The 19,403-nt window shown below is 42.2% G+C and carries 17 protein-coding genes; 11 read left to right on the top strand and 6 right to left on the bottom strand.

Annotation, left to right across the window (positions count from 1 at the left end; translation table 11 throughout):
- Positions 1–85 precede the first annotated feature (85 nt).
- Together murA and FR932_RS19065 are read right to left on the bottom strand one after the other, a co-directional pair.
- Positions 86–1,348: a UDP-N-acetylglucosamine 1-carboxyvinyltransferase gene (gene murA, locus FR932_RS19070; protein ID WP_019440726.1), complete on the bottom strand. Its 1,263-nt coding sequence runs from the start codon at positions 1,346–1,348 to the stop codon at positions 86–88.
- Between the two features lie 11 nt (positions 1,349–1,359).
- A complete protein-coding gene (locus FR932_RS19065; protein ID WP_017221707.1) occupies positions 1,360–1,617 on the bottom strand; it encodes a BolA family protein in 258 nt (85 codons plus the stop codon).
- Between the two features lie 327 nt (positions 1,618–1,944).
- Here FR932_RS19065 and FR932_RS19060 point away from each other — a divergent pair, with 327 nt between their 5' ends.
- The 10 genes from FR932_RS19060 (at position 1,945) to mgtE (ending at position 10,777) form a co-directional block, all read left to right on the top strand.
- Positions 1,945–2,913 (top strand): calcium/sodium antiporter, encoded by a 969-nt coding sequence (locus tag FR932_RS19060; RefSeq protein ID WP_019440725.1) that lies wholly within the window; start codon positions 1,945–1,947, stop codon positions 2,911–2,913.
- Positions 2,914–2,967: 54 nt separating this feature from the next.
- Entirely contained in the window at positions 2,968–3,939 is a 972-nt protein-coding gene (locus FR932_RS19055) for a KpsF/GutQ family sugar-phosphate isomerase (protein ID WP_019440724.1), read from the top strand.
- A gap of 1 nt (position 3,940) precedes the next feature.
- Positions 3,941–4,489, top strand: coding sequence for a 3-deoxy-manno-octulosonate-8-phosphatase KdsC (kdsC, locus tag FR932_RS19050; protein ID WP_019440723.1), 549 nt, complete (start codon positions 3,941–3,943; stop codon positions 4,487–4,489).
- Positions 4,486–5,046 carry an LPS export ABC transporter periplasmic protein LptC gene (lptC, locus tag FR932_RS19045; protein ID WP_019440722.1) on the top strand — a complete coding sequence of 187 codons (561 nt, stop codon included), beginning with the start codon at positions 4,486–4,488 and terminating at the stop codon, positions 5,044–5,046. Before kdsC ends, lptC begins: the two co-directional genes overlap by 4 nt.
- Positions 5,030–5,530, top strand: a complete 501-nt coding sequence (lptA, locus tag FR932_RS19040) for a lipopolysaccharide transport periplasmic protein LptA (protein ID WP_019440721.1) — start codon at positions 5,030–5,032, stop codon at positions 5,528–5,530. The genes lptC and lptA overlap by 17 nt, the downstream gene beginning before the upstream one ends.
- 15 nt (positions 5,531–5,545) lie before the next feature.
- Entirely contained in the window at positions 5,546–6,271 is a 726-nt protein-coding gene (gene lptB, locus FR932_RS19035) for an LPS export ABC transporter ATP-binding protein (protein ID WP_019440720.1), read from the top strand.
- Positions 6,272–6,342: 71 nt separating this feature from the next.
- On the top strand, positions 6,343–7,863 hold the full coding sequence (locus tag FR932_RS19030) for an RNA polymerase factor sigma-54 (RefSeq protein ID WP_019440719.1): 1,521 nt from the start codon (positions 6,343–6,345) through the stop codon (positions 7,861–7,863).
- Between the two features lie 31 nt (positions 7,864–7,894).
- On the top strand, positions 7,895–8,182 hold the full coding sequence (gene hpf, locus FR932_RS19025) for a ribosome hibernation promoting factor (protein WP_019440718.1): 288 nt from the start codon (positions 7,895–7,897) through the stop codon (positions 8,180–8,182).
- 223 nt (positions 8,183–8,405) lie between these two features.
- Positions 8,406–9,269: an RNase adapter RapZ gene (gene rapZ, locus FR932_RS19020; protein WP_019440717.1), complete on the top strand. Its 864-nt coding sequence runs from the start codon at positions 8,406–8,408 to the stop codon at positions 9,267–9,269.
- Positions 9,270–9,415: 146 nt separating this feature from the next.
- On the top strand, positions 9,416–10,777 hold the full coding sequence (mgtE, locus tag FR932_RS19015; protein WP_019440716.1) for a magnesium transporter: 1,362 nt from the start codon (positions 9,416–9,418) through the stop codon (positions 10,775–10,777).
- A 131-nt stretch (positions 10,778–10,908) separates the two neighbouring features.
- On the opposite strand, the gene pmbA is transcribed toward mgtE, so the two are convergent.
- A complete protein-coding gene (gene pmbA, locus FR932_RS19010; protein ID WP_019440715.1) occupies positions 10,909–12,249 on the bottom strand; it encodes a metalloprotease PmbA in 1,341 nt (446 codons plus the stop codon).
- Positions 12,250–12,374: 125 nt separating this feature from the next.
- On the opposite strand from pmbA, the gene yjgA reads away from it, so the two are divergent.
- Positions 12,375–12,926 carry a ribosome biogenesis factor YjgA gene (yjgA, locus tag FR932_RS19005; protein WP_019440714.1) on the top strand — a complete coding sequence of 184 codons (552 nt, stop codon included), beginning with the start codon at positions 12,375–12,377 and terminating at the stop codon, positions 12,924–12,926.
- 119 nt (positions 12,927–13,045) lie between these two features.
- On the opposite strand, the gene tldD is transcribed toward yjgA, so the two are convergent.
- From tldD to FR932_RS18990, 3 genes are read right to left on the bottom strand one after another with little or no spacing between them, the layout of a single operon-like run.
- Positions 13,046–14,494, bottom strand: a complete 1,449-nt coding sequence (gene tldD, locus FR932_RS19000; RefSeq protein WP_019440713.1) for a metalloprotease TldD — start codon at positions 14,492–14,494, stop codon at positions 13,046–13,048.
- Positions 14,495–14,502: 8 nt separating this feature from the next.
- A complete protein-coding gene (locus FR932_RS18995) occupies positions 14,503–15,459 on the bottom strand; it encodes a carbon-nitrogen hydrolase family protein (RefSeq protein WP_019440712.1) in 957 nt (318 codons plus the stop codon).
- Positions 15,459–19,403 carry a YhdP family protein gene (locus FR932_RS18990; protein WP_019628961.1) on the bottom strand — a complete coding sequence of 1,315 codons (3,945 nt, stop codon included), beginning with the start codon at positions 19,401–19,403 and terminating at the stop codon, positions 15,459–15,461. Before FR932_RS18990 ends, FR932_RS18995 begins: the two co-directional genes overlap by 1 nt.

The following is a 19,403-nucleotide window of genomic DNA, read 5'->3' as shown; positions in this document are numbered from 1 at the left end:
TTCATATCAATGCGCCTTTTTTTTATCATAACCACTTACACGTTATTCATACGACAAGGATTAACCTGCAAGTCGTCGACGAATATTAGCCTGTAATACGGGTAATATTACCGCCTAAGCCTTGCAGTTTATCTTCAATAAACTCATAGCCGCGATCGATATGATAAATACGTTCAACCGTCGTTTCGCCTGTCGCAAGGAAACCAGCGATAACAAGACTTGCTGATGCGCGTAAGTCTGTAGCCATCACTTGTGCGCCAGTCAAACTCTCAGTATCACGACAGATTGCAGTATTACCTTCCAGTTCAATGTCAGCACCCATACGCGCTAATTCAGGCACGTGCATGAAACGGTTTTCAAAAATCGTTTCAATGATCGTTGATGTGCCTTTCGCCACTGTATTTAATACCGTGAATTGTGCTTGCATATCCGTCGGGAAACCAGGATAAGGTACCGTCTTGATATTTACCGCTTTTAATTCGCGACCTTGCATATCAAGTGTGATCCAATCATCGCCAGTCGTGATTGCTGCGCCAGCTTCTTCAAGCTTAAGCAATACCGCATCCAGTAATGAAGGGTCTGTTTTATGACATGTGATCTTGCCACCCGTCACCGCTGCTGCAACAAGGAAAGTCCCCGTTTCAATACGATCAGGTTGTACTGCATAAGTACCACCGTGCAAGGCTTCAACGCCTTCAATCGTTAAGACATCAGAACCAATACCACTGATTTTAGCACCTAACGAGTTTAAGAAATTAGCCAAGTCAACCACTTCAGGTTCTCTCGCCGCATTCTCAATAGTCGTAATACCTTCAGCAAGTACCGCTGCCATTAATAAATTTTCAGTACCCGTCACGCTGACCATATCCATCAAGATACGCGCGCCTTTTAAACGACCATCAACGCGGGCTTTAATGTAGCCTTCTTCAACGTTAATGTTCGCTTGCATCATTTCTAAACCGTGAATATGTAGATTCACAGGACGAGCGCCAATTGCGCAACCACCCGGTAAAGAAACGTCTGCAGTCGAGAATTTAGCCGTTAAAGGACCAAGCGCTAAAATAGAAGCACGCATGGTTTTAACTAATTCATAAGGGGCTTTTTGACAGTTTACCGTACCAGCAGTGATAACTACGTCACCGTCTGCATTACGTTCTGCTTGCGCACCCAGTTCACGTAACAACTGTAACGTGGTCTTAATATCTCTTAATTCTGGCACATTCTTAAGAATGATAGTTTCATCACTTAATAACGTTGCAAATAAAATCGGTAGTGCCGCATTCTTAGCACCCGAAATAGTCACATCGCCATTTAACTGACAAGGACCTTTAATTAAAAACTTATCCATTCTAATCCAGCCTAAGAAGGTAATATAAATTTACGTTCACGAACCCATTCTTCAGGTGTATATGCCTTGATGGTTAACGCATGAATACTATTTGATGCAATTTGTTCTTTTAATGGCGCATAAATAGCTTGTTGTTTTTTTACACGGTTCATACCGACAAACATCTCGGCGACAGCAATAACGTCGTAGTGGCTGCCTTCACCTTTCACGTGTAATTCCTGGAACGTATACTCATTTTCCAGCAATGTTTTTAATTCTTGAATATCCATAATACTTAAATCCTATGATGCCGCCATTCTAAGCCAAGTTAAAAACTCTACATACCACGATCGTGAGCTGACCTTAAACGATAGTGCAGCATGTTTAGTTTTAAGTGAATGGCGTTCTAAATGAGAGAATCGCGCTTAAAACTAAAGTATTAAAATAGCCCAGTATTCTAAAAGCAATCGCTATAATACACAATCCAAAAGTATCACTAAGTCGCGATTTTTAGGCTGTGATCATTCTATAGTCGACAAGATTTCACAATTTAGCTTTTCTTTCCGTGAAAAAAGATCGAAAATAGTGCTCTTTTTTATCAACTTTTTAATTAGTCGATGCTAACTACAAATATTATTATTTTAATTCTGGGATTGATTGGGCTAATCATCAGTGCCGATAAATTCGTCTATGGTGCAGCCGGATTAGCCCGTAACCTTGGTATCTCACCACTTATTATTGGTCTTACTATTGTCGCAATGGGTTCGTCAGCACCAGAAATGATGGTAGCTATATCAGCTTCGCTTAATGGCGCCCCCAATACGGCAATCGGTAACGCGATAGGTTCAAACATAACCAACATTACTTTGGTATTGGGCCTCACCGCATTATTAAAACCATTACTCGTCGGTTCTGCAACTATACGTCGAGAGATCCCGATGGTATTAATTACCACGATACTTGCCGGTGTTGTACTTTGGGATTTAAAGCTAGAAATGTATGAAGGCGTCATTTTATTATTATTATTCTTCATTACTATTTTAACCTTAACCATTTTAGCCTTAAAGCGCCCAAGCAACGACCCGATTGCCGAGGAACACAATGATGACGTACCAGAAGGCCTGCCAACTTGGAAAGCGGTTGCCTGGTTAATTTTCGGTATGATAGCCCTCCCTGTGAGCTCGAGTTACTTGGTTGATTCAGCGGTGGTGATCGCCCAGTACTACGGTATGAGTGATTTAGTTATCGGTCTAACTATTATTGCGATAGGCACTAGCCTGCCAGAACTTGCAGCATCAATAACCGGTGTCTTAAAAGGGGAAGATGATCTCGCGATGGGTAATATCATTGGCTCTAACATCTTCAACATTTTAGCCGTATTATCATTACCCGGTATTTTAGCACCAGGCATGATTGACCCCGCTATTATTAGTCGTGACTTCTACTACATGCTCGGTGCAACCATTGTGATGTTATTAATGGCCATAAGCTTTAGAGGCCGTCCAAGTCGTATTAACCGTATTGAAGGTTGTATACTACTCGCAGGTTTTGTCGCGTATCAAATTATTATATTTAGTAGTATCTAGTCATTATTGATATTCTAAGTTAAGTATTAAATCATATTTTATTAGGGGATAACCATGTCAAGCCAGTTTAACTATTGTCAAAGCGCGCTTAATGTCATTGAAATCGAAGCCGCAGCGATCACGCAACTAGGTCAATATATTGATACGACCTTTACAGCCGCTTGTGAATTGCTAATCGCTTGTAAAGGTAAAGTGATTGTCACTGGCATGGGGAAATCTGGACATATTGCGAATAAGATTGCGGCGACACTCGCCAGTACAGGAACGCCTGCATTCTTTGTCCACCCCGGTGAAGCCAGCCATGGCGACCTGGGTATGATCGAACGCGAAGATGTGGTTATTGCCCTCTCGAACTCTGGTGAGTCTGATGAAATATTAGCGCTATATCCAGTATTAACCCGTTTAAGCATACCGATCATTGCGATAACCGGTAATACCAATTCAACCATGGCTCGCGAAGCAAGCGTTAGTTTATGTGTTAAGGTCGATAAAGAAGCTTGCCCATTAGGGTTAGCACCAACCTCTAGCACCACGGCAACCCTCGTAATGGGTGATGCCATTGCCGTCTCTTTACTTGAAGCCAAAGGCTTTACTGCCAATGACTTTGCTTTGTCTCATCCCGGCGGTAGCTTAGGCCGAAAATTATTACTGCGTATTTCCGATATTATGCATAAAGGTGATGGCATACCAAGCGTGCAACAAAACGAAACTATCTCCGACGCTTTATTAGAAGTTTCTCGAAAAGGTCTCGGGATGACAGCTGTCACAAACGCCGATAAGCTGGTTGGTATTTTCACTGACGGGGATTTACGTCGTATTTTAGATGCGCGTATAGATATTCACCAAACCCCTATCAGTGCAGTAATGACTGAAAGATGTGTTACTATTAATGAACATATATTGGCTGCAGAAGCCCTCGCCGTCATGGAAAGTAAGAAAGTTAATGGCTTAATTGTCGTTAATGAACAACAAGAACCGGTCGGCGCCTTCAATATGCATGACTTACTACGCGCAGGTGTACTATAAAATGATCAACACTTTATACGGTCCAATCTCACAAGATATTTTAACGAAAGCAAAAACATTAAAACTACTTATTTGCGATATAGATGGTGTTTTTTCTGACGGTCGAGTGTATATGGGAAACGATGGCGAAGAGCTGAAAGCATTCCATACCCGCGATGGTTTTGGTGTTAAATCGCTACTGAATGCAGGTATTGACGTTGCGGTGATCACCGGCCGTCAATCAACTATCGTCGCTAATCGCATGCAAGGTTTAGGGGTTAAACACGTCTATCAAGGCCAAGATAACAAAGTCATTGCCTTTAATATGCTACTTGAAAAATTAAACATATCACCTGAGCATGTTGCCTATATTGGTGATGATGTTATCGATTTACCGGTAATGAATCTATGTGGACTCAGTGTCGCAGTGGCAGATGCCCATCCGTTAGTCAAAAAGGGCGCTGATTTTAGCACCTCTATTCGCGGTGGTTTTGGCGCAGTAAGAGAACTCGCAGACCTGATATTATTAGCGAAAGGGATTTTAGATCAAGCACAAGGTACTTCGGTATGAATCGACAAAATGTAGGAATAGTAATCCTCTTTTTGTGTGCCCTTGGGGTATGGCGATTTTTTTCGCCTAATGAAGAAATAACCGCACCAACATCGACCGAATATCAGCCTGATTTTACCGCGCAAGTGCTACGTAGCGTAGAATTCAACCTTGATGGAAAAATCATGCGTCGCATTTTTGCCGATAGCATGGAGCATTATGGTGAGTTAGGCATGACAATGTTCACTAACCCCGTTATTATCCTTTATGATGAGAATGCACAAGCGACGTGGAAGATCCAAGCCAAAGAAGGCAACTTCAGTAGTGAAGATGTCGCGACATTACGCAATGATGTTATCATCACAAACATGGCAAAAAATGATTATATTGATGTCATCACGACCAGTTATTTACAATTAGAGCTCGCCAAAAATTTGGTGCGTAGTGATCAATTAATTACCATTACAGGCAACTTGTTTAATCAGACAGGCATTGGCCTGGAAGGTGATTTAAAACAAGAATACATGACAATCCTTAAGCAAGTTAAAGCGATTTATACTAATGATGAAAAAATATAAAGTTTTACTGTTAACATTATTCATGAGTAATTCAGCGCTCGCATTAGAGTCTGACTTCCAAGAAAATGTTGTCGTAAATGCCAAGCGTCAAGAAGTGTTTATTAAAGAGAACCGCGTTATCTTTTATGATAATGTGGTCGTAACGCAAGGCACTATATTAATACATGCGGATAAACTAACGGTATTAAGTTCTGGCGGCAAAGGCACAGAAGTAATGATCGCGACAGGGAACGTAGCCACTTTTTACCAAGAACTTGATGACGGTAAAAAAATTAACGCCGAGTCTAACGAGATCCGCTACGAACTTGGCAGAAAACGCCTAACCTTGTCAAAGAATGCCCGTTTACGCCAAGCAGATAGTGAAGTTAAAGGTGATAAGATCATCTACCAAATTGATAAACAAGAAATGATAGCCGAGAGTGGCAAAAATGAATCCGATCGCGTGATCACTATTTTCACTCCTGAAGACACCAAAACTAAGTAGAGTAAGTAAATTCATATGGCGCGTTTAAAAGCATCACACTTAGCAAAAAGTTACAACAAACGAAAAGTTGTTTCAGATGTGAGTCTGGAAGTTGAATCAGGTCAAATTGTTGGCTTGCTTGGGCCTAACGGCGCCGGTAAAACCACCACCTTTTATATGGTGGTAGGCTTGGTGAAACGAGATCATGGACAAATCTTCATCGATGACCAAGAGTTAACCCATGAGCCGATGCATATTCGCGCACAGCAAGGTATTGGTTACTTACCGCAAGAAGCTTCTATTTTTCGACGCTTATCGGTAACAAAGAATATCATGGCGATTTTAGAATTACGCACAGAATTAAGCCGTTTTGAACGCGAAGAGAAGTTAGAAGAATTATTAGAAGAATTCCATATAACCCATATCCGCGACAGTTTAGGCATGAGCTTATCGGGTGGTGAACGTCGTCGTGTAGAGATAGCCCGCGCACTCGCCGCAGATCCTAAATTTATTTTATTAGATGAACCATTTGCCGGTGTAGACCCAATTTCAGTGGGCGATATTAAGAAAATCATTCAGCATTTGCGTGATCGTGGTTTAGGTGTGTTAATTACCGATCATAACGTACGTGAAACGCTTGATGTATGTGAACATTCATATATTGTTAGTCATGGACATTTGATCGCTTCAGGCACCTCTGAAGAAATTTTATCCAACGAAAAAGTAAAAGAAGTTTATCTTGGAGATCAATTCCGACTATAGTTTGATATCAGTTCCAAATATAGTTTGATATGGATACTTAGCCGCATTAAGGAAGAGAGAGTAGTCGTTAGATGAAGCCATCATTACAACTTAGGATGAGTCAATCTCTGGCAATGACGCCACAGTTACAACAAGCGATTCGATTATTACAATTATCGACCTTGGAGTTACAGCAAGAGATCCAAGAAGCGCTAGATAGCAATCCACTATTAGAACAAGAAGAGCCCCACGAGTCGGCCGCTAACGACGTCGATAATCATAACGCGCATGATGATCAGAGCAATGACGCCAATCATGATGCCGCGCTGACCGATAGCAGTCAAATTGAAGTCGGTGATGCGCTTGCCAGCGAATCTATGCCCGATGAACTCCCTAATGACAGTAATTGGGATGACGTTTACACCCCACAAATACAAAATCACAGTAGTGGCAGTGCCGGGATTGATGGCCTAGATCAAGTTTACCAAGGTGAAACCAGCGAAGGTTTATACGAACATTTAATGTGGCAAATGGAACTCACCCCTTTTTCTGACATTGATCGCGCGATTGCGGTCGCCATCATTGATGGTATTGATGACCACGGTTATCTGACTCAAACTTGCGAGGAGATCCTCAACAGCGTGGATATCGACCACCAAGAAGTCGATGCCAACAACGATGCTAAGATTGAATTAGATGAAGTCGAAGCCGTACTAAAACGTATTCAACACTTTGACCCCATCGGTGTAGCAGCACGTTCACTACAAGAGTGTTTATTGATCCAACTCCAGCATTTACCTAAAAATACCCCTTGGTTAAGCGAATGTCAGCAAATTATTCAATCTCATATGGATTTATTAGGTAATCGCGACTACCGTCAATTAAGCCGTAAAACAAAATTAAAAGAACCACAGCTAAAAGAGATCATGCAATTAATTCAGAGCTTGGAACCAAGACCAGGTAATGTCATTGATCAAACAGAAGGACTGTACGTTATACCCGACGTGCTCGTAAAGAAAAAAAATAATCAATGGGTGGTAGAGTTAAATCCTGACATTGTGCCAAGATTAAAGGTGAACAATGAATATGCTAATCTTACGACTGGCAACCGCAACAGTAGCGATGGGCAATTTGTTCGTACCCATGTACAAGAAGCCAAGTGGTTCATTAAAAGTTTAGACAGTCGTAATGACACTTTACTAAAAGTAACAAAAAGTATCGTACAACGGCAGATGGATTTCTTTGAGTATGGCGATGAAGCTATGAAGCCAATGGTACTCAACGATATTGCCGAAGAAGTCGAAATGCATGAATCAACGATATCACGAGTGACAACGCAGAAATTTATGCATACTCCGCGTGGGATCTTTGAATTGAAATTTTTCTTTTCAAGTCATGTCAGCACAGATAACGGTGGCGAATGTTCATCAACCGCTATTCGCGCATTAATTAAGAAATTGGTCGCGGCAGAAAATGTCAGCAAACCATTAAGTGACAGTAAGATTGCTGATTTACTTGCTGATCAAGGTATCAAGGTCGCTCGACGTACGATTGCAAAGTATCGAGAAGCACTGAGCATACCACCATCTAATCAGCGCAAGAGTCTGTTATAGGGCTCACCCAACCTTCATAAGGGAGACGTATATGCAAATTAATTTAACAGGTAGACATGTAGACATTACAGATTCACTGAAAGATTACGTTGATAGTAAGTTTTCCAAATTAGAACGACATTTCGATCACATCAACAATATTCATGTTATTTTAAATGTCGAAAAACTACTCCAAGTTGCAGAAGCCAAAATACAGTTAAGCGGGGGTGAAATCTTTGCCGTACATGAACATAACGACATGTATGCAGCCATTGATGGCTTAATGGACAAACTCGATAGACAAGTCATTAAACATAAAGAAAAATTAATTCGCCATTAATTTTAGCCCCACAACAAATAACCTAAAGGAAAACCACTTTTCCTTTAGGTATTACTTTAAGTAATACTTGAAGTATTAATAGTGCTGACATAATTAAAACATATCATATCCACATCAATTACGGGATAATGAGCATTCTTTTATATTATTGCAGGTTTAAAATTAGCAACCTAATTTTAACTATAGTAATGATATATTCGCTGCGCAGATATGGGGACAGAACATGAAATTAATAATCGTCAGCGGCCAATCAGGATCCGGTAAGTCAATTGCATTACGGGTACTTGAAGACTTAGGCTACTATTGTGTAGACAACCTACCTGTTACCTTGCTCCCACAGCTACTGCAAACCTTAAATGAAAAAACTGAAAAAGTAGCGGTTAGTATCGATGTCCGTAATCTGCCAACTGATAAACAAGAATTAAATGACATTATAGCGGCCCTAAAAGCCAGCACCGATCTAACCAGTTTATTCTTGGATACCAATAAAGCAGTGCTTATTAAACGCTACAGCGAAACCAGACGACTGCATCCATTAACCAAAGATGAGCTATCACTATCTCAAGCAATTGAAATAGAAGAAAAGCGCTTACGCCCTATCGCCTTGCATGCTGATTTAAAAATCGATACCACCGAGCTTAATATTCATGAGCTTAGCGAGCAAATCAAAGAACGTATTTTGGGTAAGAAAAATAATCAGTTGGTCTTGGTCTTCCAATCATTTGGTTTCAAACATGGCCTGCCAATGGACGCAGACTACGTATTCGATGTACGATTTTTACCTAACCCACACTGGATCCCAGAATTAAAGCCTTACACAGGCTTGGATGAACCAGTCATTAATTACCTTAGCCAACAACCCGAAGTGATGAGCTTTGCACTGCAAATCGAAAATTTATTGACGACTTGGCTCCCCCTGTTAGAAAAAAATAACCGCAGCTATGTCACTGTTGCAATAGGTTGTACTGGCGGTCAACACCGTTCTGTCTTTATTGCAGAGCAATTAGCTAAATGCTTTAAACTGCAAGACCGTATCGTACAAACTCGACATCAGACATTAGAGAAAAACAAACATAAGATCAGCTAAGCACTTACTTAACCAACGTATTATCAATACCATATAATGCATTATGATAATTTATGTAAATACTGATTATAAATACTGATTAAGCTAGAATTGTCCGCATCAGTGGGCAAGGTCTTGCACAAGAATAATAAGAATGGGGACGACATATGCTAGAACAAATGGAGCATGACAGCACACACCTGCGTTTAAGTGAAATGAATGAAGCGCTCGACAGCGGTATGTTTGTTCACGTAAAACGAATGCTCAACCAAACGCCCCCTTGTGATATTGCATTATTACTCGAATCATCACCACCAGCTGGTCGTAAGGTTTTGTGGCGATTAACAGACTCTGAAATGCAAGGTGAGATCCTTGATGAGCTAAATGAAGATGCCAAAACCAGTATTCTAAAACTGATGGATACTGAATCACTGGTCGCCGCAACGGAAGGGTTAGATACCGATGACCTCGCGAATATTCTCCGTAGTCTACCCGACAGCATCTATCAAGAAGTTATCACGCAAATGGATACCCAAGATCGCCATCGTCTAGAAGCGGCGATGGCCTATCCAGAAGATACTGCGGGCAGTATCATGGATACGGACACCATTACTTTACGTCCAGATGTCACTGTTGATGTGATCTTACGTTATATTCGTTTGCGTGGAGAATTACCTGAAGCCACAGATACGCTATACGTTGTAGATAAAGATGACCGATTAATTGGCGATGTACCGTTAGCAATGCTGCTCACGACTGATCCTAACAGTGTTATTAGCACCATTATGGATCGCGAAGCAGAAACCTTACCAGCTACGATGGATACGTCTGAAGTAGCCAAATTGTTTGAGCGTCATGATTGGATATCAGCGCCGGTACTCGATGATTCAGGAAAATTACTCGGTCGTATTACCATTGATGATGTGGTTGATATTATTCGTGAAAATGCCGAGCATGACATGATGGGTATGGCCGGTATGGATGATGACGAGGATACTTTTGCCCCTGTCATCCAAAGTACCAAACGTCGTACGCTCTGGCTTGGGGTTAATTTAGTTGCGGCACTCACCGCTGCATCCGTATCTAATATGTTTGAAGCAACGTTAGAGCAGCTAGCAACACTGGCTATTTTAATGACCATAGTACCAAGTATGGGTGGCATTGCCGGTAATCAAACCCTTGCACTGGTGATTCGTGGTATGGCAGTTGGCCATATTAGCGATGAAAATAGTCGTTGGTTGATTGGTAAAGAAGCCATGGTTGGGGCGCTGAATGGGGCTATCTGGGCTATCTCTATCGCGATTATCGTTTCATTATGGAAAGGCGACATGTCACTGGGGCTGATCATTGGTGGCGCGATGTTTATTAATATGGCGATGGGGGGGCTCGCTGGTGTAGTGATCCCACTGGTGATGAAAAAATACAATATCGACCCGGCATTAGCAGGCGGTATGGCACTCACAACGGTCACTGATGTTGTCGGTCTATTTGCCTTCTTAGGCATGGCGACCTTGGTTTACGGTTCATAATCAATTTAAAACGAATAAGCGTATATGCTGATAAGTGCTGGTATTTATTCGTTGTAAATAAAAAGCCTGTGTTTTAATAACACAGGCTTTTTAGATTCTATTCGCAGCTCAGTACATCGCTAAGCAGCAGACTAGTTACCCGCGATCTGCATTGATTCTAGTAGTGTTGACCCCATTAGGATACTGCTACGCACATCGACGTCTTTACCCACTGCGACAATGTTTTTGAACATGTCCGTTAAGTTACCCGCGATCGTGATCTCGTGCACAGGATATTGCAGTTCACCGTTTTCAACCCAGAAACCTGACGCGCCACGGCTATAATCACCAGTAACGATATTCACGCCCTGCCCCATCAACTCCGTCACTAATAAACCGGTGCCCATTTGGCGACAAAGTTGACCTAGTGTTTCACCCTTACCGGTGACGTTCCAGTTATGGATACCACCAGCATGACCGGTTGTTTGCATGCCTAATTTACGGCCGCTATAGCTCGTTAATAAGTAGCTGTTTAAGATACCTTGGTCAACCACATTTAAATCTTTGGTACGCACGCCTTCGGCATCATACATAGATGACGCTAAACCACCTTTAATATGTGGACGCTCTTGAATGTTTAACCATTCAGGAAAAATTTGCTCACCGAGTTTATCAAGTAAGAATGATGATTTACGGTATAAGCTACCGCCGCTGATACCCATCACAAGTTGACCCATTAAACTGCTGGCAACATCATGGTGGAAAATCACAGGGACATTACAGGTATCAATCTTACGAGCGCCTAGACGGTCTACAGTGCGATTAACTGCTTCAGTAGCAATCTGTTCAGGTGTCCACAATTTACTTGCGTCACGGGCCATTGAGTAGCCGTAATCACGTTCCATTGCGCCATCTTCTTCAGCAATCAAAACTGAGCTCATGCTATGGCGCGTACTCGCGTAGCCATTTATCAAGCCATGGCTGTTGCCGTAGACTTTAATACTGCTGTGACTGGTAAACGCACCTTCACTATTCACAATACGTGAGTCTTGCGCTAAGGCTAAACGTTCAGTCAGGCAAGCTTGCTCAATCGCATACTCAGGCTTAATCTCAATCGGGTGACATAAGTCTAAGTCTTCGGGTTCAAATGCCATCAACTCACGATCAGCCAAACCAGCGAATTCATCTTCAGCTGTGTGCAAGGCGATATCTAACGCCGCCGCAACAGTACTCTGGATTGCCGCTTCACTTAGATCAGATGTTGATGCATTACCCTTGCGTTGACCGCGGTATACACAAATACCTAACGCGCCATCATGGTTGAATTCAACATTCTCAACTTCACCCATGCGCGTACTCACAGACAAACCAGTTTGTCGTGAAATAGCTACTTCAGCCGCACTCGCACCCGCTTTTTTGGCGATGTCGAGTGCTTGAGTAACGGCTAATTCCAATTTATTTTGTTCTAATGTAATTTGCTGTTTTAAGTTCATGGGCTCGTTTCAATTAGTTATACTGGATTTAGCATACCATGATGTGATAAAAATTCCTGCAGCAACTGCGCAATTAGCAATAAACTGATACAATTAACATATCAATCGTTTTGAAAAAGAATATTATGAGCGTAAGAGAACGAAATATTACCAGTGAAAAGTCTTACCGACGCGCTGAAGACGACGAGTTATATCAAAGTCGTGCAGAAAATAAAATTGAAATTGCCAAGACACAAAAACTCGCTGGCGCTATCGCTTTACTCAGTAAAGCCGAAATTGCCAAGATGGGTTTTTCAGAAGAGATGCTTGCAGCAATCGTCACAGCAAGAAAAATTGTTGTACGTACTGATGCTTACAGCAGACACCTATCGTACATGTGCAAAATCATGCGTAGCGACGGTCTTGAGCCAATCCAAGCGGCATACGATAAGATCACCAATAAGTATAACCAAGCAACGGTTGAATTAGCGAAATTAGAAATAGTTCGTGATGAGCTCATTGCCGGTGGTGACGCTGCGATCTCAACGTTGATGGAAACATACCCAGGTGCTGATCGTCAGAAGCTACGTCAACTTATTCGCCAAGTAAATAAAGAACTGAAAGCTGAAAAGCCGCTTAAAGCAGCGAAACCAAGCAAAGAAATCTTTAAACACCTGCGTGAAATTGCTGGTCTGTAATATTAATTGGCCATTTTGGCCACAGTGATATGCAAGCAATACAAACCATAAAGCCCTAACAAGTGATTATATACTTGTTAGGGCTTTATTTTTATCTACAACACACTACAAATAGCAAATTAGCTACCAGTGCCGCCCACTGTCATGCTGTTTAATTTTAATGTTGGCTGACCAACACCAACGGGTACGCTCTGACCTTCTTTACCACAGATACCGACACCTTTATCAAGTTCCAGATCATTACCGACCATAGAGATATCTTGCATCGCATCATGGCCATTACCGATCAAGGTAGCACCTTTAATTGGCGTGGTAATTTTACCATTCTCAATTAAATACGCCTCCGATGCAGAAAATACAAACTTACCTGAAGTAATATCTACCTGACCGCCACCAAAGTTAGGCGCGTAAATCCCTTTCTTAACCGTGCTAATAATTTCTTCTGGTGAATGCTCGCCAGCTAACATGTAAGTATTGGTCATACGTGGCATCGGTAAATGCGCAAATGATTCACGACGACCGTTACCCGTAGATTCAACACCCATTAAACGGGCGTTAAGCTTATCTTGCATGTAACCTTTCAAAATACCCTTCTCAATCAACATGGTATTTTGTGTTACCGTACCTTCATCATCAATATTCAATGAACCACGGCGATTCTCTAGCGTGCCATTATCAACAATCGTACACAATGGCGATGCCACTTGCTGGCCAATTTTGCCTGCATAAGAAGACGTGCCTTTACGGTTAAAGTCACCTTCTAAACCATGGCCTACCGCTTCATGTAACAAGACTCCAGGCCAACCAGCACCCAGTACCACTTCCATCGCGCCTGCTGGAGCATCAATAGCATCAATATTAACTAACGCCTGACGCACTGCATCTTTAGCATAGCTAAAAGCACGTTGCGTACCGTCCACATCCTCTAAAAAGTAATCAAATCCATAACGACCACCGCCACCAGCGCCGCCGCGTTCACGTTTACCATTTTTTTCGATAAGCACTGAACAATTCATGCGAACTAATGGACGTACATCGGTCGCCAATGTGCCATCGGTTGCTGCGACTAATACTTCTTCGTATACAGCAGATAAGCTCACACTTACTTGAGTCACGTTGGCATCTAATGCGCGCGCATAAACATCAACTTCATGTAGCAAGTCTATTTTACGTTGTCTTTCCATGCTCGCTAAGGGATCTAATGGCTGATAAATCTCACTACCTTGTGGTCTGCTCCAGGCTTTTACTTTACCTTCGCCACCACTGGCAGCAATACCGCGAGCCGCTTTCGCAGACTGGGTTAATGCCTTTAAACTGATCTCGTCAGAATACGCAAAACCGGTTTTCTCACCCGATACTGCGCGTACACCAACACCTTTCTCGATGTTAAATGAACCTTCTTTAACAATGCCGTCTTCTAAACCCCAAGACTCATGCTTACAAGCTTGGAAATAAAGATCACCATAATCAAGCTGATTGCCCATCAATAATGACAGCGTGCTCTGCAGCTTATCGAGGTTTAACTCGGCAGGCAGTAAAATTGAATTTTCGACTTGTTCAAATCTCATTGTGATTATTACTCTTTATTTTTCAAGCTCGCCGTAAAGCGTGCATGTTGTAAAATAGGTATGTCAGCACGTACTTGTACTAACTTATGTTTGTCTAATCGCGCGCAGCAGATACCGCACGACGAGGTTTGCTGCGCCAAGCTCTCGCCCCAAGGGTCTAAGATAACCGAATGACCCCAAGTATGACGATTGCCGCCATGATCACCCACTTGGTTTGCCGCTAACACATAGCATTGATTCTCTATGGCTCTGGCTTGTAATAAGGGTAACCAATGCGCTTGCCCCGTGGCATGAGTAAAGGCGGCAGGCAGTAATAATACATCGGCATTAGCAGCACTCAATGCCCGGAATAATTCCGGAAAACGCAGGTCATAGCAAATTGCCATACCAACCGTGATATCTCCGGAGCCGCGCTCACCAACAGCACTATTATCAACACAGCTATCACCAACAGTATTAGCAGGAATAGTAAAAGTCGCGATTTGCTCACCGGCAATAAAACTATCTGATTCTTTATAAGTTTGTGGCTTTAACTCTTTCTTCAACTCTTTCAGACATTCAGCCTTACCTTGCTCAGCGTTGCTCACGATAGAGACCGCTGGAACATGCGCATCAAATAAATGGATCTTATGGTAATGTTGCACCAATTCCCCAGTCGGGTCAAATGCTAAACTGGTCGTGTAAATACGCTCCTCAATATCACTAAGAATAGGGAAAGACCCAGCAACCAGCCAGCATTGGTATTTTATAGCCCAATCGGCAAGCTGTTGTTGTACTCGCCCTTGCCCTAATGGCTCCGCATGTGCGACATAATCGTCACGATTGGAAAATAAGGCGAAATTTTCCGGTAATAAAATTAATGTCGGTTCAATGGCAGTGTTCACCCGCGCGAGTTGCGAGGCCACGTAAGCTAAATTAGCATCAATATCGGCGCCCGAGGTCATTTGTATTGCCACTAATTGCATTACTTATTCCTTTTCGTTTGCGATTCAGCTTCATCGATTAGCTTATCAGGCACTGCGATGGATTTTTGATTCCGTTTCACTTCAGTAAATGTCGGGTTATCAAAATCACCACTGACATTAAATTTAAGCTCGGTGATCACTTCAACCACAGGCTCTAAGATCTTAGATAAAGCAAACACAGCCAGAGCCGTGGTTGGCGTTACCGCAAATGCAGCCAATACCGGTAGACTCGACGTCACATCAGGGAAGAAGCTTAAATTATAGTTAATCGTATCTGTGACTAAATCAATATAACCATTACCGGTAATTTTACCGCTACTGGAGTTAACTAAAAAATCTTTATTATTAATGGCGCCATCGACTATCTGTAACGATGCGGACATTGAAGAATAAGGTAAGCCATCATTAAATACATCACTAAAGTCCAAACTCAAACGCTTCACTAACGACTGTAAACTCAGCACACTTAAGAACCGCGTGCCTTTATCACTGACATTCGAGATCCGCCCAGCTTTGGTTACTATATTCGCACTACCATTTAACGAGGCAATATCGAGGTTAAGCGGGTCGTCCTGCCAAGCCAATTTAAAATTAACGTCTGCAGGCGTTTTCGCTAACGGGCTGATGAGCCCTAAATCTGTCATAAATTCTTCAACACTTTTGGTTTTCAACTCACCTTGAAATTGTGTTGCTTGCTGGCCACTTTTATTGGTAAACCAACGCCCAGTCATCGCAACGGCTGAATGTTCCATATCCACATCTAACGCTTTAAGCTTAAGCCCAGTGTTGTCTTTGCTGACTTCTGCAGATGCTTTCCCTAAATTGATTTGCCCTACAATACAGGCGCCACAATTAAAGTTAAAACCGGGAATGTCCTGCCAAATTAATCCAGTTGATGATGCTTGCACCGAGGATTTACCATTATTAGCAGGCGTATCATCACCGATAAACACTAAATCAGGTAAATATAAATAATCAAAATCGATATTGATATTACCGAGTTCAGGGATCACAACATTGCCATTAAATTCATCGGCTTTAAGCGTGATCCCCCAATTACGGTAACCCTTAGTCGCACTCAGATTTAAGTCAGTCAAAGGCTGCTGATAATAAACGGTATTCGCCACAGCCACTTTAATTGAAGATAAAGGCTCAACCGCACTGCTTACATTGAAGTCACTCTCGGGTAAGGCGTTATACCATGACACCCAATCCGCAATATCTAGGTTATCAACATTAACGACGACAGCATTCGCGGTATCACTGATAAGCAGCTCATCTGCATTACCGATTTGCACTAAAGATTGGATCAAGGCTAACTGCTCATCGGCATAATTGACCTGCCCAGAAAAATACAGCACATCGCTGACATTCACTTGGATCTGAGCTTGTTTATCATTACCAACAAGTGAAACATCGGTAGGCCAATCAAGGAAGGTTGATTTTGCTAAAGGCATAGGCAAGTCGATCGAAAGGCGTTCTAAATCACTTTGAACATCAAATTCATAGTTAAAGCCCTGCTCAGGGAAAGCCATGTTTAATGTGCCTTGCCAATTCACATCACCCGACACGTACTGTTCATATCCAGGCATAAATTGCGTCATGATCTTATCACTGGCCCATACACCAGCAAGATCGACATTAACGTGATAAATACTGTCTTGTTGCGCACTGATAAAACGGACATTGAGTGGTTGATCATATAGCTTGGCCGTTAACGGGGTTGATAACAAGCCAGTATCATCAAACTTGAATCCTCCCTGTACATCCATCAAGGTTAAATCCAGTGCAGGCAGGTAAATACTATTATTCACTAACCCAATATCGCCACTAACAACAACGGGATCATCATCGGTAAACGGCAGAATAATATCAACTTCACCATTCAGGTTTCCTGATACCTGCAAACTGTTCAGCACCTCACTCACTTCTGGCAGTGGGCTTGAATCAATCAGTGATTTGGCTTTTTTACCCGTCGTCGCAAATTGCGCCTGAATACCGAGCGCTTGTACGTTACCTAAATTCGGCAGTTGCAAGTCCACTGCCGATATCGCCACTTGTGCCAAATTACCTTGTCGCGATGACATAAATAAATCATCATTTTGAAAGAGTAATTCGAGCTGTAATTCGGTCAGCGTTGGCCACTGTGGATCAAACTTAAACTCGGCATCAACAACATTTAACCGCGTCTCAAAGATACCATCCCCTTGGCTATAAGGATAATTCGCAAATTCACCAAACCACAATAATTGACCATTATCCGAATGCCCCTGCTTTAACGCGTCTCTCAGGTAATCGATTAATGACTCACCCATATAATCGGTAGGATAATAATAATAGGCTTTACTGGCATCGCGTAATTTCAAATCACCAGCAAGGCTGAGAAATGGGTTTGCATCGCCCGGTATGTCTAATAAGAATTGGCTATCAAGCACTAATTCAGGGGTATCAACAAACACCTTGTCCGCGGTGATCTCGATACCTGTCAGTTTTTTACCCGCAGTTTTATGGTTATTTTTACTTGTCTCGGTATCGGTATCAGTCTCGCTATAGTCATAACGACGCCAAGTTAAATCACTCGAAAATTGATTAACCTGAATACTGTGCTCAAGATACGCCGAAAGATCTAATAACGTATCCTGCATATCAACACTAATTTGGCCTGCATCCAAGCTACCCGTTACGGCAATATCGACATTATCAATAGCCGGGAAACCTTGCCAACTTTGCAACTTAAAATCATCTACATTTAACTGATAACGCAGCTGCGTCCAATCTTGCAATGGGATCTTAACCTTCACATCACGGACGAGGCCATGGGGATATAGGGTTTTAAGATCCTGAAACAAAGCGTCATCAACATGTCGTGACAAGGCTACAATAGGGGCTAATTTAGACAATTCCACTTGATTAACAAACGCAAATAAATCATCTTCTTGCTGCCTAACTTGTAGCGCCAGTGGCGGCCAAACAATACCATTTGTTACCAAGGCCAATTCACGACTGTCTAATTGCCAACCGGTATCCGTTAACTGCCATTCCAGTTCGCCACCCCAGATATTGAGGTCTTGCTGTAAGTCACCACTTTGCCAACTAAACTCGGACCGTTGTAGCTGCAGTAAGGCTGTGGTTGGTTTATTGTCGACAATGTCAATCCAACTTTCAAAGCTGAGCGCGCCTTTTTTCAGCCCTTCTCGATCAAGTAATACTCTTTCAAACCAACTCGACAAACTCACATTTTCGGCTTGAACATAAACTTGACCACTGACACTGGCTAAATCATTTTTAGCGCTGGTGACATCCACCATAATGCGTAAGTTATTATCAGTGATATCATCATTGATGTATGCCCAACCTTCCCCTCGGTGACGATTACCTTGGTTCAACCAAGCAAATTCAGGGATATGAATAATCTTTTCTTCACCCGCGGGGGTTAATACCCGTAAGTTACTATTGGTTAATTCAAAATGTTCAAGTTGACGGAAAAACACATCAAGCAGACGGGTTAATTCAGGGGAAGACAGTTTAGTGTCTTGTTCTTGGCTGCTTTGAAACGGAGATACAGGTAACTTTATCTGCACGCCATCTAAGATAAGGTTATCAACCAGCAGTTTTTGTTCTAGTAGGCTATTCCAAAAATCGATGCTGATCTTGATACGAGCAACATCAAAATTATAAGGCAAGGAGCCCTCAAACTTTACATCAAGGGTATTAACAATTAATACCGGGCCGAATTTATACCAACCCGCATCAATACTTTCAACTTCAATACTCACCGATTGATCAGCAACAAGCCAATCAATCACACGATCGTGATATTGATTCAGGTAAGGTAAACTCGCCCGTAACAAACTAATCGAAACGGCAGAAAAAACAGCTAAGCAGGCAAAAGTGTAAAGGCAGGCTTTACCACACCTTCTTAGCCAATTTCGTTTCGCTGTCAC

The organism is Moritella marina ATCC 15381, from assembly GCF_008931805.1.
Taxonomy (GTDB): Bacteria; Pseudomonadota; Gammaproteobacteria; order Enterobacterales; family Moritellaceae; genus Moritella; species Moritella marina.
This window is presented reverse-complemented; position numbering and strand designations above follow the sequence as displayed.

Excerpts from the sequence above, each read along its gene's own strand:
- murA (WP_019440726.1), bottom strand. The coding sequence starts at position 1,348 with ATGGATAAGTTTTTAATTAAAGGTCCTTGTCAGTTAAATGGCGATGTG.
- FR932_RS19065 (WP_017221707.1), bottom strand. The coding sequence starts at position 1,617 with ATGGATATTCAAGAATTAAAAACATTGCTGGAAAATGAGTATACGTTC.
- FR932_RS19060 (WP_019440725.1), top strand. The coding sequence starts at position 1,945 with ATGCTAACTACAAATATTATTATTTTAATTCTGGGATTGATTGGGCTA.
- FR932_RS19055 (WP_019440724.1), top strand. The coding sequence starts at position 2,968 with ATGTCAAGCCAGTTTAACTATTGTCAAAGCGCGCTTAATGTCATTGAA.
- kdsC (WP_019440723.1), top strand. The coding sequence starts at position 3,941 with ATGATCAACACTTTATACGGTCCAATCTCACAAGATATTTTAACGAAA.
- lptC (WP_019440722.1), top strand. The coding sequence starts at position 4,486 with ATGAATCGACAAAATGTAGGAATAGTAATCCTCTTTTTGTGTGCCCTT.
- lptA (WP_019440721.1), top strand. The coding sequence starts at position 5,030 with ATGATGAAAAAATATAAAGTTTTACTGTTAACATTATTCATGAGTAAT.
- lptB (WP_019440720.1), top strand. The coding sequence starts at position 5,546 with ATGGCGCGTTTAAAAGCATCACACTTAGCAAAAAGTTACAACAAACGA.
- FR932_RS19030 (WP_019440719.1), top strand. The coding sequence starts at position 6,343 with ATGAAGCCATCATTACAACTTAGGATGAGTCAATCTCTGGCAATGACG.
- hpf (WP_019440718.1), top strand. The coding sequence starts at position 7,895 with ATGCAAATTAATTTAACAGGTAGACATGTAGACATTACAGATTCACTG.
- rapZ (WP_019440717.1), top strand. The coding sequence starts at position 8,406 with ATGAAATTAATAATCGTCAGCGGCCAATCAGGATCCGGTAAGTCAATT.
- mgtE (WP_019440716.1), top strand. The coding sequence starts at position 9,416 with ATGCTAGAACAAATGGAGCATGACAGCACACACCTGCGTTTAAGTGAA.
- pmbA (WP_019440715.1), bottom strand. The coding sequence starts at position 12,249 with ATGAACTTAAAACAGCAAATTACATTAGAACAAAATAAATTGGAATTA.
- yjgA (WP_019440714.1), top strand. The coding sequence starts at position 12,375 with ATGAGCGTAAGAGAACGAAATATTACCAGTGAAAAGTCTTACCGACGC.
- tldD (WP_019440713.1), bottom strand. The coding sequence starts at position 14,494 with ATGAGATTTGAACAAGTCGAAAATTCAATTTTACTGCCTGCCGAGTTA.
- FR932_RS18995 (WP_019440712.1), bottom strand. The coding sequence starts at position 15,459 with ATGCAATTAGTGGCAATACAAATGACCTCGGGCGCCGATATTGATGCT.